This is a genomic window from Sporosarcina pasteurii (assembly GCF_041295575.1).
Lineage (GTDB): Bacteria > Bacillota > Bacilli > Bacillales_A > Planococcaceae > Sporosarcina > Sporosarcina pasteurii.
In genome coordinates this window covers 1,003,804-1,020,449 of the sequence record NZ_CP160452.1, presented here as the reverse complement: position 1 = coordinate 1,020,449, position 16,646 = coordinate 1,003,804, and the positions used below count along the sequence as shown (strand labels likewise).

Annotated in this window: 16 protein-coding genes and 1 riboswitch; of the genes, 10 read left to right on the top strand and 6 right to left on the bottom strand. The window is 38.9% G+C overall.

The genetic code is table 11. From position 1 onward, the window contains the following. Window positions 1-21 precede the first annotated feature (21 nt). Entirely contained in the window at window positions 22-1,347 is a 1,326-nt protein-coding gene (locus AB1H92_RS04650) for a DUF4910 domain-containing protein (protein ID WP_115364113.1), read from the bottom strand. A 369-nt stretch (window positions 1,348-1,716) separates the two neighbouring features. On the opposite strand from AB1H92_RS04650, the gene queC reads away from it, so the two are divergent. From queC to AB1H92_RS04630, 4 genes are all read left to right on the top strand, one after another. Then, complete coding sequence (gene queC / locus AB1H92_RS04645; protein WP_115361994.1) at window positions 1,717-2,376, top strand: 7-cyano-7-deazaguanine synthase QueC; 660 nt, start codon at window positions 1,717-1,719, stop codon at window positions 2,374-2,376. Next, window positions 2,376-2,927 carry a VUT family protein gene (locus AB1H92_RS04640; RefSeq protein WP_115364114.1) on the top strand — a complete coding sequence of 184 codons (552 nt, stop codon included), beginning with the start codon at window positions 2,376-2,378 and terminating at the stop codon, window positions 2,925-2,927. The genes queC and AB1H92_RS04640 overlap by 1 nt, the downstream gene beginning before the upstream one ends. A gap of 13 nt (window positions 2,928-2,940) precedes the next feature. Further along, a complete protein-coding gene (queF, locus tag AB1H92_RS04635; protein WP_370475392.1) occupies window positions 2,941-3,429 on the top strand; it encodes a preQ(1) synthase in 489 nt (162 codons plus the stop codon). A gap of 296 nt (window positions 3,430-3,725) precedes the next feature. Then, complete coding sequence (locus tag AB1H92_RS04630) at window positions 3,726-4,544, top strand: mechanosensitive ion channel family protein (RefSeq protein WP_115361998.1); 819 nt, start codon at window positions 3,726-3,728, stop codon at window positions 4,542-4,544. Between the two features lie 123 nt (window positions 4,545-4,667). On the opposite strand, the gene AB1H92_RS04625 is transcribed toward AB1H92_RS04630, so the two are convergent. Next, entirely contained in the window at window positions 4,668-5,000 is a 333-nt protein-coding gene (locus tag AB1H92_RS04625; protein ID WP_115362015.1) for a DUF3784 domain-containing protein, read from the bottom strand. A 1,259-nt stretch (window positions 5,001-6,259) separates the two neighbouring features. On the opposite strand from AB1H92_RS04625, the gene AB1H92_RS04620 reads away from it, so the two are divergent. Next, on the top strand, window positions 6,260-6,997 hold the full coding sequence (locus AB1H92_RS04620; protein ID WP_115362016.1) for a SurA N-terminal domain-containing protein: 738 nt from the start codon (window positions 6,260-6,262) through the stop codon (window positions 6,995-6,997). Window positions 6,998-7,099: 102 nt separating this feature from the next. Here AB1H92_RS04620 and AB1H92_RS04615 read toward each other — a convergent pair whose 3' ends face one another. From AB1H92_RS04615 to AB1H92_RS04605, 3 genes are all read right to left on the bottom strand, one after another. Continuing rightward, window positions 7,100-8,572, bottom strand: coding sequence for a YdiU family protein (locus AB1H92_RS04615; protein ID WP_115362018.1), 1,473 nt, complete (start codon window positions 8,570-8,572; stop codon window positions 7,100-7,102). 104 nt (window positions 8,573-8,676) lie between these two features. After that, window positions 8,677-9,084, bottom strand: a complete 408-nt coding sequence (locus AB1H92_RS04610; RefSeq protein WP_115362020.1) for a thioesterase family protein — start codon at window positions 9,082-9,084, stop codon at window positions 8,677-8,679. A 74-nt stretch (window positions 9,085-9,158) separates the two neighbouring features. Next, a complete protein-coding gene (locus AB1H92_RS04605; RefSeq protein WP_115362022.1) occupies window positions 9,159-9,704 on the bottom strand; it encodes a DUF6241 domain-containing protein in 546 nt (181 codons plus the stop codon). 225 nt (window positions 9,705-9,929) lie between these two features. After that, window positions 9,930-10,039: riboswitch (SAM riboswitch) on the top strand. 100 nt (window positions 10,040-10,139) lie between these two features. Between AB1H92_RS04605 and AB1H92_RS04600 the strand changes: the two genes are divergently transcribed. The 5 genes from AB1H92_RS04600 to AB1H92_RS04580 are packed head-to-tail and all read left to right on the top strand — an operon-like array spanning window position 10,140 to window position 14,310. Then, on the top strand, window positions 10,140-10,409 hold the full coding sequence (locus AB1H92_RS04600) for a hypothetical protein (RefSeq protein WP_115362024.1): 270 nt from the start codon (window positions 10,140-10,142) through the stop codon (window positions 10,407-10,409). A gap of 34 nt (window positions 10,410-10,443) precedes the next feature. Continuing rightward, complete coding sequence (locus AB1H92_RS04595; RefSeq protein ID WP_115362026.1) at window positions 10,444-11,820, top strand: LLM class flavin-dependent oxidoreductase; 1,377 nt, start codon at window positions 10,444-10,446, stop codon at window positions 11,818-11,820. Window positions 11,821-11,841: 21 nt separating this feature from the next. Then, window positions 11,842-12,654, top strand: coding sequence for a MetQ/NlpA family ABC transporter substrate-binding protein (locus tag AB1H92_RS04590; RefSeq protein WP_115362028.1), 813 nt, complete (start codon window positions 11,842-11,844; stop codon window positions 12,652-12,654). Between the two features lie 11 nt (window positions 12,655-12,665). Beyond that, window positions 12,666-13,667, top strand: a complete 1,002-nt coding sequence (locus AB1H92_RS04585; RefSeq protein ID WP_115362030.1) for a methionine ABC transporter ATP-binding protein — start codon at window positions 12,666-12,668, stop codon at window positions 13,665-13,667. After that, on the top strand, window positions 13,657-14,310 hold the full coding sequence (locus AB1H92_RS04580) for a methionine ABC transporter permease (protein WP_115362032.1): 654 nt from the start codon (window positions 13,657-13,659) through the stop codon (window positions 14,308-14,310). The genes AB1H92_RS04585 and AB1H92_RS04580 overlap by 11 nt, the downstream gene beginning before the upstream one ends. Window positions 14,311-14,383: 73 nt before the next feature. On the opposite strand, the gene AB1H92_RS04575 is transcribed toward AB1H92_RS04580, so the two are convergent. Next, a complete protein-coding gene (locus tag AB1H92_RS04575) occupies window positions 14,384-16,543 on the bottom strand; it encodes a transglycosylase domain-containing protein (RefSeq protein ID WP_208407980.1) in 2,160 nt (719 codons plus the stop codon). Window positions 16,544-16,646: the final 103 nt, after the last annotated feature.

Genomic DNA, 16,646 nt, shown 5'->3' with positions numbered 1-16,646 from the left:
CTAGTAAACACCCCTACTCTCTTATTTTCTAATTAATTGATAGACTGAAGCGCCTACCAAATCTCCCGCTTCTTTTAAACGTTCAGTACTAATATGTTCAATCGTATCGAGCGGCGTATGGTAGTAAGGCTCCAAATTCGCCGTTCCAGGTTCCCTGCGAATAAAGTTAACCGCCGGAATGCCTACTTCATGGAACGCAACATGATCCGATGAGCCTCTTTGGTAAAGCACTAATTCTGATGGTGTCCCAATTCTTTCCGCAGTCGCCAGTGCCGTTTCCGATACAATGTTTGCTTTGCCGTCGACTGTGTTCATATAAATTGCCGTTGCATTCTCCCAACTTGTCCCGACCATATCCATGTTAAAGTTACCAATGCTTCGTGAAATTTCATCTTCAGTCAATTGGCTCGCATAATATCTTGAACCTACCAAGCCGATTTCTTCAGCACCGGCAAAGACAAATCGAATTTCTTTATCAATCGGATAGCTCTTTAACACGCGTGCGAGTTCTAACGTAACCGCAGTTCCAGATGCGTTATCATTTGCGCCTGGTGCAAATGGTACGCTGTCAAAATGTGCAGAAACGTGCAAAATCTCATGGTTATTTCCTTTTTTTGGTGCACGTGTCGCGATAATGTTTTGCGATTTCACATCTGTTAATGCATCGACCTTTAAAGTAACTGTGCCATCGTTCCTAACTACATCCGCGATAAGCGCTTCTCCGCTCGCCTTTGAAATGCCTCCTACTGGAATTGATGCTTCACCAATAGATGGATTTAATGGGCCTGGCGATTCGATATTGTTATAAATCAGGACGCCAACCGCCCCTGCCGCGTATGCGTTTTCAACTTTTTCCTGGAACGTAAAGTCGCCTCGCGAAATTAACGCAATCTTACCAGCCGATTCTGCCGTGAAGTCATTTGCATAGCCTAACCCCGCATCATATAATTGCGCTGTTAACCCCTCACTGGCTGTTGAGGCGGATCCAGCAGGAATATTGATGAGTACTTCATCCCCCGCAGAAGTTTGCAAATGTCCAATCATCTTATCCGGAATTCTAAACTCCTGGACTTCAACTTCATATCCATAGGATTGAAGACGGTTTCTAATAAAACTTGCGGCCTCCCTCTCTTCCTCTGTCCCTGTTACACGAGGACCAATCGTTTCCGATAAATGATACACATCCGCGTACATCCGCTTCTCACTAATTGGTGCAATCACTTTCTGATCATGCGCCGCCTCGCTTTGTCCAGGTGCTGCCAATACAGTCGTCGGCTCTAATACTTGTCCTGGAATAATGAAAACCCCTGATGTGGCAATGACTGTCGACATCAGAACCACCTTCATCTTCTTTTTCACTAAAACTCCTCCCTTTCCATGAATTAGTAAATTGTATTAAAAGCTATTCCGGTCCTGTTATCGGAAACCCTTCTTTGTAGACTGAAAAGGGTTCATTCTATTCATGAATATTCAGTCTAATAAACCTTTTGAATTATGAACTTCCTAAACAAATATTAAATTCAACATGTCCCCTATCCCTATTTCACTAATACTATGAAGATATCTTTAAACTTTATTAAAATAGTTTGATAAAATATAGATTTACGTGTATATTTTATACTGGAAAATGTTTGGCGACCTTCAGATACTAACCCAAGGTTTCAATTACAGATTTCCTACAGAGGGTTCGAAACCATCCCCTCTAAAATAAAAACTATGGAGGAATTAACAATGGAAAAAGCAGTAGTTGTATTTAGTGGCGGACAAGATTCTACCACATGCTTATTATGGGCATTGGAAGAATTTGATGAAGTAGAAACCGTCACTTTTTTGTATGGGCAAAGGCATGAATTGGAGGTTGATTGCGCCAAAAAGATTGCGAATGATCTTGGTGTAAAACACAAAATGATTCAAATGGATCTTCTGAATCAATTAACTGAAAATGCCTTAACAAGGAAAGACATGGAGATTGAAGAAGGAAAAGTCCCAAATACATACGTAGAAGGTAGAAATCATATTTTCCTTTCTTTTGCAGCGATTTACGCAAAAACAATCGGGGCAAAAAACATTATAACCGGCGTAAGTGAAACAGAATTTAGCGGATATCCTGATTGTCGAGATGCGTTTATCCAATCATTAAACACCACAGTCAATTTAGCAATGGACGCCGAGTTAAAATTTATCACGCCTCTCATGTGGAAAGACAAAGCAGAAGTTTGGGAAATGGCAGATCAAATGGGACGGCTTGAGTACATTCGGGAAAACACCTTGACTTGCTATAATGGTGTTATCGGGGATGGTTGCGGAAAATGTCCATCTTGCAAGTTAAGAAATGAAGGTTTACAAACCTATTTACAAAAGCGTGCTGTCTTATGATTAGAATCTCAATTTATTTATTATCGATTGTATTAGCTAATGTCATTACTGCTAGATTTGCGCCACTAGATTTAGGGTTGTTTATTATCCCTTATGGTACATTATTTATTGGTTTAACCCTTGTGATGAGAGACATGGTTCAAAATAGATTTGGCAGATTTAACACGTACCTATTAATTGTTTTCGCCCTCATCTTATCGGCGATTTCAAGTTATTTGTTGGGCGATGCATTATGGGTCGTATTTGCAAGTACACTAAGCTTTATTGTTTCTGAAACGGCAGATACTGAAATCTACACACGATTTAAATTACCGTTTGTAAGAAGAGTTTTTTATTCAGGTGTCGTTGCAGGCTTTTTAGATTCAGCATTGTTTGTCATTATTGGAATCGGACCCCTTGGGCTAAATTTTGTTCCTTGGGAATTAGTCCCTTACGCCATACTAGGCCAATGGGTTGCTAAAGTGTTGATGCAGCTAATTGTTGCAGGTGGCATTAGACAAGTGGTTATTAAAATGAATATTTATGAACCGAACATTTCGGACGTAAAATAGGAGGAAAATGAACATGAGAAAAAGCGATACGAAAGACCTTACATTATTAGGCAATCAAGAAACTACTTACAATTACGAATATGATCCAGACATTTTAGAGACATTCAATAATCAACATACGGAAAATGATTATTTTGTTAAATTTAATATTCCAGAGTTTACAAGTCTTTGTCCAATGACGGGGCAACCTGATTTTGCTACGATTTATATCTCGTATATGCCAGATATTAAAATGGTTGAGAGTAAATCTTTAAAACTCTATATAGGAAGTTTTAGAAACCATGATGGGTTCCATGAAGATTGTGCAAATACAATTATGAAAGATTTAATTAAATTGATGGACCCTAAATATATAGAAGTATGGGCTAAATTTACACCACGTGGCGGTATTTCAATCGACCCGTATTGTAACTATGGAAAACCAGGGACGATTTATGAAGATATGGCTCGAGAAAGAATGTTCAAGCATGATATGTATCCAGAGACTGTAGATAATCGATAAATTTATTTACTGGGACAATTAAGAGATGATTTCTGTATTGCGCAGAAGTCATCTTTTTTTAGTGCTTTGCTTTCTTATTATAGTTTTCAGGTATAATTATCACCTAAAATTCCGCCTTCCAATTTCATATCAAAGATTGCTATTGTTAGGTGCTTGTAATTGAAGTAATGATTAGTTGCAGTAGAGGATTATTATCATTACAATAGTTATAAAAATACATGATTGCAATAGAACCATCCCTAATGAAGGCTTCCTATTGCTTGTTTTTATTTTAATAAATGTTTGGGGTTGATCGAATGTCTTTCTCAGAAAAGTTCCTACAGTTGCCCATAAATATTGGAATGGTCGCACTGCTAATTATATTGATCGTTTATTTGATTCGCAAATCCGTCAAGGTTTTCTTAGAAAATATGTTTATCTTCGATGAGAATCGGAAAGAAACTTTAATTCATTTCACTAACCAGGCGACGAAGGTATTAGGATTAGTATTTTTCATTTTTTATATGGTCAATCATTTCTTTCCACTGGAAAATTTTTTCACCGGTTCAGTGGTCGTCGTCGGTGCCCTGGCATTGATTTTCCAACACATCATCCGCGATTACCTAATGGGGATAGCCTACTTATTTGAACGCCAGATTTATCATGGGGATTATGTCATCATCAATGGTAAGCAACAGGGAAAAATTGAGGAAATTAGTATTCGCTATTTGAAGATCCGCCAGAACGATGGCTATCTCTATACGGTTTCCTATAGCAATATCACGGAACTTCAAAACGGAACTCGGGGGATGCGCCGGGTAACCGAAAGCCTTGTTCTCGACTATACACAAAAACCGGAAGAGGCTTTCAAAGTGCTAGAGGAAGTTGCACAAACCTGCAACGAGAAATACGGCGAATACTTGTTGAAAGATCAAAATGGTGTTCCTATGGAAAGTTTCAAATTCAATCAAATTACTGAGCTGAATGTGGATTTCAGAGGTCACCGGTATTCATTGACAGGGATTGTGAAGGAAGACGATTTCGTGGAAGCGGCCAAAAAAGTTAGATATGAACTAGCGAGGGCTGCCTACGAGAATAATTTAATCATGGCAGAAAATAATCACACAAGCCATTGATATTAAAGAGCTGCGTAATCAAATAATGACTTACGTAGTTCTTTTATATTTATACAACTCATTGAAGAGGCTCATAACCCTCATTTACTGCTACATATTTCAAAGATACATGTAAGTAAATCATCATGATTCAATCTCATTCTTTTTAAACCGATTCCCCGTGTTCGCATATATCACCAAAAATAATACAATCCCGAAAAACAAAACGAGGCCAACGATAAACAACCAATTGGCTTGTAATAAATCGCTCAATATCCAAAAAATCATACTAAATGATAGTGCAAACATCATTTTCCCCATAAATTTGCACAACGCAATTGTATCGTATTTACCTTTCTCCTCTTCAGACATCGTATTATAGCCAGCAATTAAAAAAGCGCCTTTTCCCATACTAAACATAATGCCTAACGAGATGAATGACAATAGAATGATTCCAGTAATTAGTACACCCGCCAACTATTTCACCTCATTTTATTCATTTCAATCATCTTTTATAAATTAACTAAACTTTACCACCCACATCCACGTCATACAACTCTTCTACCATGCGCGATTTAGTCAAGTTTTTGTGGGTACTGTTTTAAAGCAGAGGTTTTCTCTTCTTGGATAGTTAATTAATCCGTTTTTAAAAACACCAAATAACCATGTTGATTTCCGTTCCGAGCGGACGCGTTCCGTGGGGCGTGCGGTGAGCCTCCTCGTCGCGAAAACCGCGCTCCTGCGGGGTCTCACCTGTCACGCTAATCCCACTGGAGTCGCCGCTCTGCACTCCAATCAACAGAGATTCCTTATACATAAGTTTTTATAAACGCAAATAACTTATATAACTTTCTTTATTAATAAATTTGTTATTTCAAAATCCCTGTAATCCTTTAAATGCTTTATAAACAGGTTTTCCTGTTGTTTGATGTAAGTAAGACAGATTTTTTCAACTAACAGACTTAATCCCTTTACGCCTTCAAATTGTAAGTGTTAATCTATAAACTTACGTATTTCTCACTTTCCATGTCATAGTAATAATTTCAACTCACTTCGATTGAAGCGAATAAAGAATCCATCGTCATTTTTCGTATGTCCTTCAATTGAAAGCTTGCTTTATCACGGTTTTCGACAATAGATCTAGGCCTACCAAGAGCTGGGTGAACATGTCTGAATTAGTTTGTTGAGATGTTCTAATTAAATCTGTTTCAATTTCAATTAATGTTGGTAAATTCATGTCATTTATAATCATGTGGTTTCCCTCCTGTAGTGTTGTGTAAAAACCTCACTATAGAAGTAGAGAGCCTTTTTTCTGCCTCTAAACCCAAGTAATTTCACGTGGATACCAATTAATCGGAGTGGAAATCGGCGACTCCAGCGGGAACAGCGCGAGCTGAAAGCCCCGCAGGAGCGCAGCGACGAGGAGATTGAAGCCGTGCCCGCGGAAAGCGTCCGATTGGAACGGAGATTAATTGCGTTATGGATTTTTTATTTATCACCCACAAACATTTCACTCATACACTGCACACAACAAATTTCATCAATATTCGAGAGTATATGTCGAAAAAAATAGTTGCCCGGGAAATGTTTCGTATTTCCCTTAGAAAATAATTAATTTCGTTTGTGACGAATATGACAATGAAATGACAATTCAATTTTTTAGAGGGTTATCGGTTTTAATTTCTTTCAATATTCGTTATGATGCTCACTAAGCATATGGAAGGAGACTATCCAACATGAATTTAAAAAAGATATTTTTATCGTTTTTCGCCGGTGCACTTGCACTTAGTTTAGCGGCTTGTAACGGAGACGAGAAGGCCCAAAAAGAAGAGGTTTCTGAAGAACAAGTAAATGTTGAAGAAATCCAAGCAAAGTTAGCCGAACAGCAAGTAGACAAGAATGACATTGTCGCTGTTGTCAATGATGAGGAAATTAACGGCGAACAGTATAACGCTGTATTAATGTCGATTCAAACGCAAATGCAACAATCGGGACAAGATCCATCAAGCGAAGAAGCAGCAGAACAAATCAAAGATCAAACGCTCGATACACTTGTCAACCAAACCTTGCTCCTTCAACAAGCAAAAATTGAGGAGATTAAAGCTTCTCAAGATGAAATTGAAGAGGAATATAAAGCATTTGTCCAACAATTTGGGGATGAAAAGACATTAATTGAAGCATTGAAACAAGAAAATATGGACACAGAAAACTTAAAAGAACAAATTTCGGAATCCATTATTTTCCGTAAGTATCAAGAGCAGGTCACCCCTATCGAAGAGGTTTCAGATGAAACCGTTAAAGAATATTACGAACAAATCGCTGCGCAAACAGAGGATGGCGAACAAGAACTACCTCCACTGGAAGAATTAAGTGAGAATATCAAACAAATCATTCAACAAGAAGAACAACAGAAAAAACTAAGTGCCCATCTTGAAACGTTAAAAGAAGACGCAAAGATTGAATTGAAAATTTAAATGTTAAACTAGCCCCTCATTGTATTGAGGGGTTTTTTTATGCGATCAAAAAACAAAAAAAGAAGTGAACCGCAAGAACGCTGTCCAACTTCTTCATCCTAATTATGTCCCACAAAATGTTTGGTAAGGTTCTTCAAAATCTGGTACTGTCGCAAACGCATGTTGTGCTGATGTATGTGCATAAGGATCGGCTAATGCATCTAATAACTGTTTTACGACACTAAAATCCTCCTGTTCAACAGCGGCCTCAATTGCTTTTTCAACATAATAATTTCTTGGAATAATGGCTGGATTATGTTTTTTCATCAACTGATATCTATCCTCTTCAGATTGTGTCTCAAGGGTGATTCTTTCTTGCCAAGCGTCATGCCAGTGCTTAAATTCGTCTGTCTCAAAGATTTTGGCATCACATAGCTGATTAAAAGTCAAAGCCAGGAATGTATTTGTATAATCGGCTTCGTATTTCTCCATTAAGTCTAGTAGTTGATTAATTAACGATTCGTCATTCGTTTCTTCATTCAATAAACCTAGCTTTTTCCTCATACCTGAAAGCCAATGATTTTCATACAACTGCGGATAATTTGATATCGCATCTTGTGCGATTCGAATCGCTTCCGCCTCATCATCATGTAAAATAGGAATGAGCGACTCGGCAAACCGCGCTAAATTCCAACCACCAATGGGCGGCTGATTTTGGTAAGCATAGCGACCACGTCTATCAATTGAACTGAACACTGTTGCGGGATGGTACGTATCCATAAACGCACACGGTCCATAATCAATCGTCTCACCGCTAATTGTCATATTATCCGTATTCATCACACCGTGAATAAACCCAACAAGTTGCCACTTAGCAATTAACGATGCTTGCCGTTCAATCACTTTCTCAAGTAATGCTAAATAACAATTGTCTGCATCATTCGCCTCTGGATAATGGCGTTCAATTGCGTAATCCGCCAGTTTCTGAAGGTCTTCGTCCGTTCCCCAGTTAATTGCAAATTCAAACGTACCGACGCGTAAATGACTTTTTGCCACACGAGTTAAAATTGCCCCTGGTAGCACCGTTTCTCGCATAATGCCTTCTCCTGTGGTCACAACAGCTAAACTGCGTGTCGTTGGAATGCGAAGTGCATGCATCGCTTCACTAATAATATACTCGCGTAACATCGGTCCAAGTGCAGCCCGTCCATCTCCTCCTCGGGAATACGGCGTTCTTCCTGAACCTTTTAATTGTATATCCACTCTTTCATCTTTTGGCGTCAGTTGTTCACCAATTAACATCGCACGTCCATCGCCAAGCATCGTAAAATTACCAAATTGGTGACCTGCATATGCTTGAGCAAGCGGCATGGCACCTCGAGGCATTTCATTGCCCGCAAAAATAGCAGTCCCGCTGCTCCCTTTAAGCGCCTCAGCGTTTAAACCAAGTTCGTGCGCCAACGCGTCATTGAACAACATCTGCTTTGGTTCCTGTACAGGATTCGGCTCCATTAACGTGAAAAATTTTTCTGGCAGTCGCGCATAACTATGATCAAAACGCCATCCTGCGTCTACATGATTCGATTGATTGTCCATACTCTACTCCTTTTTTTCATCATAGAACTGAAATTAGTTTTTACTGTTCATAATCAAATATACACATTGTACTGCCTGACAGAGGGCGAACAGTTGCGTTCATTTTATGTAATCTTCGAATGATGGAAGTGACGAGCAATTTCTTCAACAACTGGGATGCTGTTTCTTGTTGACGTGTCAAACATTACAAATGTACAGATGGATTTTGTCATTACTTCATTATTCTCATTATAAATGACTTGTTTTAATGAAAAACTTTTCGTCCCCATTTTCATTGGCTTCGTTTTGATGGTTAAACGTTCTCCTAGCTGAGCTTCTTTTACATATTCAACTTCTAACTTCAAAATAACCGCTGCAATATTCCTTGCTACCATTGCAGAAAAAGGGATATTGATGCTGCGAAACCACTCCGCACGCTCGTTTTCCAAATGCTCAATATACCTTTTGTAGTTCATATGATTGAAAATATCAATATCTTCATTCATTACTTGAATTTCTGTAGAGATTTTCACCGGTGTTGTCCCTCCCAAAATCGTTCTAGGTCATAGATTATAAACAAAAAAGCAACGCTTACTCTATTCGTACGTTACTTTTTTTCTACGATATTAAAATGCTTTTTGATATATTCTCTTTCCTCTTCGACAGACATGATTCCATATGCCTTACCAATGGTTCCGTTTTGTAAATTCCAAATCGCATTATGATCAGAATCGACTTGAGAAAAATCATTCTTTTCCCATCTCTTTAGAATACTTAAATAAACATCAGCATGTATATAGTTGTTTTGATTCAATTCCACTACTTCGATTAAACGTAGCACGCGCTCTTGAGTCAGTGGAAGGAATCCCCATTTCTGATCAGCAAGAACTTTTTGATGCGACATATCATGAATCGCTTGTTGCACATTTTCTTCAGCTAGTCCATCTGGAAACTCTTCCTCGATAGGCATATCTCTTATGTCATCAATTTGAATGATTGTCTCCTCTAGTTCTTTACCATCTTGATTCTGCGCTACCGCTGTGTTCTCTGAGACAGTAACATTACTTTTATTCCATTTAATGAAAACGCTATGGCCAATCAAACTAAATAACACAATGCCCAATGTTATAAAGATAACTTTCTTATTTCTCAATGTCTTCACTCCCATACCAATAGTATTATACTAAAAGTTGGAAAGCAATCACCGTTTTATTCACTATCTTCCTAAATTTCAATCTCCAGGTTCTTTTCACCCATTTTCAAATATTCCTTCAAATACGCTTGACTCTTTCAAAAAAGAGAGATAAGCTTCTATCTAATGTTACATCATTAATGACAGGTAATATCATCGGTATTCCATAAATTAATTAAATATTGCTTCTTATCAAGAGAGGTGGAGGGACTGACCCTTTGAAACCTCAGCAACCAGCAAATTCATTGTATGGTGCTAATTTCAGTAGAATACATGCGTATTCTAGAAGATGAGATGGCTGAAACTACTAACCTTTTGGTATTTCACCCTCTTCTCATCTGTGAGAAGAGGGTTTTATTTTTACAAAAGATTTGCATGTCGAAAGAGGTGATATTTTTGACAATTGATGTTCATTTACCTGATCTTTTATTCGTCCGAAAAATTGAAGTATCTTTTCAAATTAACCGGGGCGTTTACAATACGATTGATGCATGGTTTTACGAAAATGGACACATCGATGTTTTGGAAAGACGTCAACATATTCTAACGTTTTTGCAATATATAAAAGCGAAATTGGAAAAAGAACAATCAGGCAAGCGCCTTCATTTCCCAGGCGGTTTAACAAATACGTTGGAAAATTATGTAGCCCTTCAAAAAATCGGATAAAACCATAACAGAAAAATCTTAGGAGGAATTCATAATGACTAAAAAGAGAATTTTATTAAACGCATTTGAAATGAACTGCCCAAGTAACCAATCCCCCGGACTTTGGTCACATCCAGACGGAGAAGCACATCGTTATACAGATATCAACTATTGGATTGAGTTTGCAAAATTATTGGAAGAAGCACAGTTTGACTCGATTTTTTTAGCAGATGTCCTCGGACCATATGATGTATACGAAGGGAAAAGAGATGCAAGTCTTAGGCAAGCAGTCCAGTCCCCCATCAATGACCCGCTACTCATCGTTCCGGCCATGGCAGCCGTAACAAAGAATTTATCCTTTGGAATTACTGCGTCCGTCACACATGAACATCCTTATACATTTGCCCGCCGTATGTCAACGTTAGATCATCTAACAAAAGGTCGGGTTGGTTGGAATGTTGTGACGTCTTATTTGAAAAGCGCAGCACTTAATATGGGACTTGATGAACAAATTGCACACGATGAGCGCTATTCAATCGCTGAAGAATATTTGGAGGTTTGTTATAAATTATGGGAACAAAGCTGGGATGAAGATGCTGTCGTTCGGGACACAAAAAGAATGATGTACGTTGACCCTGATAAAGTCCATGACATTCAACATAAAGGAAAGTATTTCACCGTTCCAGGGGCTCATTTATGTGAACCTTCCCCGCAACGTACACCCGTCATTTATCAAGCTGGTTTATCGCCAAGAGGCAGTGCATTTGCCGCACAACACGCTGAAGGAATTTATGTATCGATGCCAACAACTGATATTGCCCGTAAGTTTGTCGATAAAATACGCGGTCAAGCAGATGAATACGGAAGAAGTGGCAAGGACATTAAAGTATACAGCCTCTTTACACCCATCGTCGGCCGAACGCAAGAAGAGGCAGAGGCTAAGTATGAAGATTACAAACAGCATATTAGTATCGAAGGCGCTTTGAGCTTATTTAGCGGATGGACTGGAATCGATTTATCCGAGTACGATTTGGATGAGGAACTACAATTTATTGAGAATGATTCTATGCGTTCGCGTGTCGAGATTTTCACAAAAGTAGATCCAAACAAAAAGTGGACCATTCGCGAGATTGGTGAGTTTGTAGGCATTGGCGGTATCGGTCCTGTAGTGGTTGGAACCCCTGAAAAAATTGCAGATGAAATGGAACGTTGGGTAAATGAAGCCGATGTGGATGGATTCAATATCACCTATGCAATTAAACCAGGCTCCTTTAAAGACTTTGCAGAACTAGTCGTTCCAGCTTTACAAGCGCGCGGATTAGTTCGTGAAAAAGGCGAAGTCCAAGAAACAACAATGCGTGGAAACTTATTTGGAACGGATCGTTTACCAGAAAATCACCCGGGAAAGAAGTTTTCTAAAGTAACTGTTTAAAAGATATAGGAGGAAAGTAAAATGAGAAAAATCATATTGAATTTGGTAGTATTATCCACATTGCTCATCCTTGCTGCTTGTACGTCCAGTGAGGCGAGTGGCGACAAAAAAGAGTTGAAAATCGGCGCAACGTCAGGACCGTACGCGGATCAATTAAGAGAAAGTATCATTCCATTACTAGAAAAAGACGGTTATACCGTAAAACTCGTTGAATTCAATGACTATATCCAACCAAATCGTGCATTAGATGAAGGCAGTATCGATGCAAACGTCTTTCAAACATCCGTTTATTTAGAAGCTTTTAATAAAGAACATAACACGAATTTAGCAATTGGAGATGCTGTACCTACCGCACCAATCGGTCTTTATTCTGAAAAACATAAAGACGTTTCTGATGTGAAAGAAGGGATGAAGTTAATCTTATCAAACGATCCAGTTAGTATGGCAAGAGCTCTTCAAATGCTAGATCGATTTGGATGGATCACACTTGCTGGTGAAATTGACCAGTCCCGAGCCTCTGAAAACGACATCGTTGAGAACAAGTATAATTTAGAAATTATTGCGATGGATGGTGCACAGCTCCCCCGCTCTTTGGGAGATACTGACTTTGCATTCATTAACGGAAATTTCGCACTTGCTTCGGGCTTAAATTTAGAAGATGCCGTTCTGTTAGAAGATACACCGCCTGAATTTATGAATAACATTGCCTTCCGTGAGGATGATTTAGAGGAATCATTTGCAGAAGCAATTTTAAATGCCTATCACTCTGAGGCATTCTTACAATATACAAATGAACAGAATGCGGGATTTACAAAACCTGATTATCAGAAATAGGAGGTCTTTCTTTGATTGAACTCGTGAATGTTACGAAAACGTATGAAAATGTCACAGCCGTTGACAATGTCAACCTAACAATCCCCAAAGGAGAAATCTTTGGCATCATCGGTTATAGTGGCGCTGGAAAAAGCACGTTACTAAGATGTATTAATTTACTTGAAAAACCGACGGAAGGTCAAGTGCTTATAAATCACACAGATTTAACCGCTTTATCTAAATTAGAAGTACGGAAAGAGCGTTTGAAAATCGGAATGATTTTTCAACACTTTCATTTAATAAGTTCTGCGAAAGTGTATGACAACATTGCCTTTTCGATGTTGGCAGCTGGAAAGACGAAAGATGAAATCAAAGAGCGCGTTCCAGAGTTACTTGAAATGGTTGGTCTTTCCGATCGTGCAGACCATTTCCCCGCTCAATTATCTGGCGGACAGAAACAGCGTGTCGGCATTGCACGCGCACTGGCAAACGACCCAACTGTTCTACTCTGCGATGAAGCAACATCCGCACTGGACCCGAACACTACAGCTTCTATATTGAAACTATTAAAAGAAATCAATGAGAGGCTTGGCATTACCATCGTCCTCATTACACACGAAATGGAAGTTGTCCAACAAATTTGCCATCGAGTTGCTGTTATGGAGGATGGAAAAGTAATCGAAGTAAATGAGGCATACGAGTTGTTTGCTGACCCACAAACGCCACTTGCGAAACAATTTGTGCAAACCGTTCATTCACTAACATTGCCGGATCGTTTATTAGCAGCAAGGACTGGATCGATTGTTCAAATCACATTCCGTGGCCATTCTGCAGAAGATAGTATCATCTCGGAAACGATTAACCGTTTTAAAGTCATCGTCAATATCTTGCATGGCCAAATTAATTATATCCAAGATCGTCCGTTAGGGATTCTTATCGTTGAAATAAAAGGTGATGCGCCCGAAATCAAACGCGCAATTGAGTATATTATAAACAGGACGAATCATTTGGAGGTGATTGCCAATGTCTCCTGAATTATTCAATGAATTTGGGATTGCATTTTTGGAAACAGCCTGGATGCTAGCCATATCCGTCACTTTTTCTGTGCTCATCGGCGTCCCACTCGGCATTGGACTTTTTGTAACTAGTGAAGGAATGTTTTGGCAAAGTCAAGTGCTCCAAAATATATCCGGAACCATCATCAATATTATTCGTTCCATTCCTTTCGTCATACTACTTGTCGTACTGCTACCATTGACAAAACTAATTGTCGGTACGTCAATGGGCCCTACCGCAGCAAGCTTATCGCTAACTGTGGCTGGCATTCCATTTTACGCACGATTAGTGGAAAATTCATTACGAGAAATTGATAAAGGTGTCATTGAAGCAGCTGAATCTTGCGGCGCTTCCCCGTGGTTGATTATTCGAAAAGTATTGCTGCCTGAGTCGAAGTCAGGGCTTATCGGTGGTTTGACAGTAACGGTGATTAGTTTATTAAGTTATTCCGCGATGGCAGGAATGGTTGGTGGCGGCGGTATCGGGGACTTAGCGATACGCTTCGGCTATTATCGTTATCAAAATGAAGTCATGGCCATTACCGTTGTTTTCCTAATCTTCCTCGTTCAATTAATTCAATTTTTGGGTGACCGTGCAGCAAATGCCGCTGATAAAAGGTAAGTCAAAAACCGCCTCCGAAACATTTTTCTAGTTTCTGAAGCGGTTTTAGTTAAATGAAGACCGGCAGGACCAATCAATCTTTCCACTTATTTTCTTTTTCTTTCTCTCTTTCTTTCTTTTTCTCTTGTTTCTTCTTTTCTTTTTCGGCTTTCTTCTCTCGCTTTTCTCTTTCCTTTTTGTCTTTTTCTTCTCTCTTCCGCCTCTCATTCTCTCTTTTTTTCTGTTCTTTCAATTCTTCTTTCTCTTGTTTCTTCCTTTCTTTTTCTTGACGGCGCTCTTTCTTCCTCATTTTCTCTTTTTGTTTCTCTAGTTCTTTTTTAAATTTCCCCATTAATGGTAAGTCAAAATGCTTAGTAGGTAATTCACTAATAGACCTTGATAAAACTTCTTGAAAAATTGGCGGAGCTGTGACACTACTTGTTGATGTTAAGTAATGTTCGGTATCTGTTTTATCATAGCCCAACCAAACAGCACCCACTATATCTGGTGTATACCCAACAAACCAATGATCCTTTGATCCACTAATATCCGGGAATGGTAACTGTGTAGTGCCAGTTTTCCCAGCCACCTCCATCCCTGTAATTTGTGCTTTCTGAGCCGTGCCAACTTCTACAGCACCTTGTAACATATAGGTCATTTGCTGAGCCACTTTTGCATCTGTTACTTGTGTAGACTGTTCATGCCATTGTCCAATGACTACGCCTTCTGAATCTTTTATTTCTAAAATCGCATGGGCTTCCATCATCACCCCATCATTCGCAAATGCCGAGAAAGCTTGGGCCATTCGCAGGGGCGAAGTACCTTGGTCTAGGCCCCCTAGTGCTAAACTAAGATTAAGATCATTTGCTTCCAACGGAATTCCAAATCGTTCAACGGTACGCACACCATTTTCAATTCCTATTTTATCCAAGAGCCAGACAGGGGGAATATTATACGAATGAGCGACTGCATCGTACATTGTCACTTCTCCTCGGTATTGTTTATCAAAATTTTTAGGTGAATAGCCATTTATATTGATTGGTTCATCAACAAGCATATCCGAAATTTGATAATCTCGTTCTAATGCTGAAGTGTAGACGGCAATTGGTTTCAAAATTGATCCCGGTTGTCTAATCAGTTTGGTCGCATTATTAAATCTCCCATGCGTATATTCTCCTCTCCCCCCAACCAATGCACTAATTCCGCCCGTTTTAGGGTTGAGGAAAACTGAAGCGCTTTGAATGAGTTGATTGGGCTTACTCTCCGGAAAATAACGATCATCCTCATACACATCTTCAAGAGCATCTTGGATGACTGGATTTAATTCCGTATAAATATGTAATCCACCAGATAAAACCTCGTTTTTCGTTAACCCGTACTTGTCGACGGCCTCGTCAATGATCAGGTCGATATAATAAGGATATTTCCCTTTATAATCCATCGTTGTTTGATCGGCTAACACAATTTCTTGGCCGATTGCTTCATCAAACTCCGCTTGACTAATATACCCTTCACTTTTCATTAATGATAAAACAATGTTGCGTCGTTTAACCGATTTCTCTAAGTCTTTATAAGGAGATAAATAGGATGGTGCTTTAATTAATCCTGCTAATGTCGCGGACTCGTTTAACGTTAATTCACTTATATCTTTACCAAAATAGATTTGCGCGGCACGTTGAACACCCCATGCGCCTTCACCTAAATAAATTTGATTTAAGTAACGTTCCATAATGTCTCTTTTAGAATACGTTCTCTCAATTTTCTTCGTAAGAATCAACTCTTTAAATTTACGCGAGTACGTACGTTCATGTGTTAAAAACACATTTTTGGAAAGCTGTTGCGTAATTGTACTACCGCCAGCAACCACTTCCCCTTTTCGCAAGTTTTGTGTAAATGCCCGTGCAATCCCGATATAATTAATCCCATTATGTTTATAAAATCGTTGATCCTCAACAGAGATGACTGCTTCAATTAGCTCTTGTGGAATCTGTTCAAGCCGAACTCCCTCAATGTTTGAATTAGAAATCTTACTAGCGATTTCTCCGTTTTGATCGTAAATAAATGTCGGTCTCGGTTCAGGTTCATCTAGTATACTTACATCACTTGATGCAATTAATAGATTCACAACGATCAATCCACAAATGATTACACTTAGCATTCCGATAATTAATATTCGAGTATTTTTTTTATAGTTAGACCATTTCTTGCTTGCATTCAATTGTTTTTCTTGTTGCCTTCGTTCCATCCTTCTCATATAAATTCCACCTTCATCATTGCCTTTCGAACATTCAAATTTTAGCATATAGGAAAGAAGAAACCTAACTTAATTATAGGCTAAAAATAAAGATGTACTTACC

Bases quoted from the DNA above. Each gene is read 5' to 3' on its own strand.
- AB1H92_RS04650 (WP_115364113.1), bottom strand. From the start codon at position 1,347: ATGAAGGTGGTTCTGATGTCGACAGTCATTGCCACATCAGGGGTTTTC.
- queC (WP_115361994.1), top strand. From the start codon at position 1,717: ATGGAGGAATTAACAATGGAAAAAGCAGTAGTTGTATTTAGTGGCGGA.
- queF (WP_370475392.1), top strand. From the start codon at position 2,941: ATGAGAAAAAGCGATACGAAAGACCTTACATTATTAGGCAATCAAGAA.
- AB1H92_RS04630 (WP_115361998.1), top strand. From the start codon at position 3,726: ATGTCTTTCTCAGAAAAGTTCCTACAGTTGCCCATAAATATTGGAATG.
- AB1H92_RS04620 (WP_115362016.1), top strand. From the start codon at position 6,260: ATGAATTTAAAAAAGATATTTTTATCGTTTTTCGCCGGTGCACTTGCA.
- AB1H92_RS04615 (WP_115362018.1), bottom strand. From the start codon at position 8,572: ATGGACAATCAATCGAATCATGTAGACGCAGGATGGCGTTTTGATCAT.
- AB1H92_RS04595 (WP_115362026.1), top strand. From the start codon at position 10,444: ATGACTAAAAAGAGAATTTTATTAAACGCATTTGAAATGAACTGCCCA.
- AB1H92_RS04590 (WP_115362028.1), top strand. From the start codon at position 11,842: ATGAGAAAAATCATATTGAATTTGGTAGTATTATCCACATTGCTCATC.
- AB1H92_RS04580 (WP_115362032.1), top strand. From the start codon at position 13,657: ATGTCTCCTGAATTATTCAATGAATTTGGGATTGCATTTTTGGAAACA.
- AB1H92_RS04575 (WP_208407980.1), bottom strand. From the start codon at position 16,543: ATGAGAAGGATGGAACGAAGGCAACAAGAAAAACAATTGAATGCAAGC.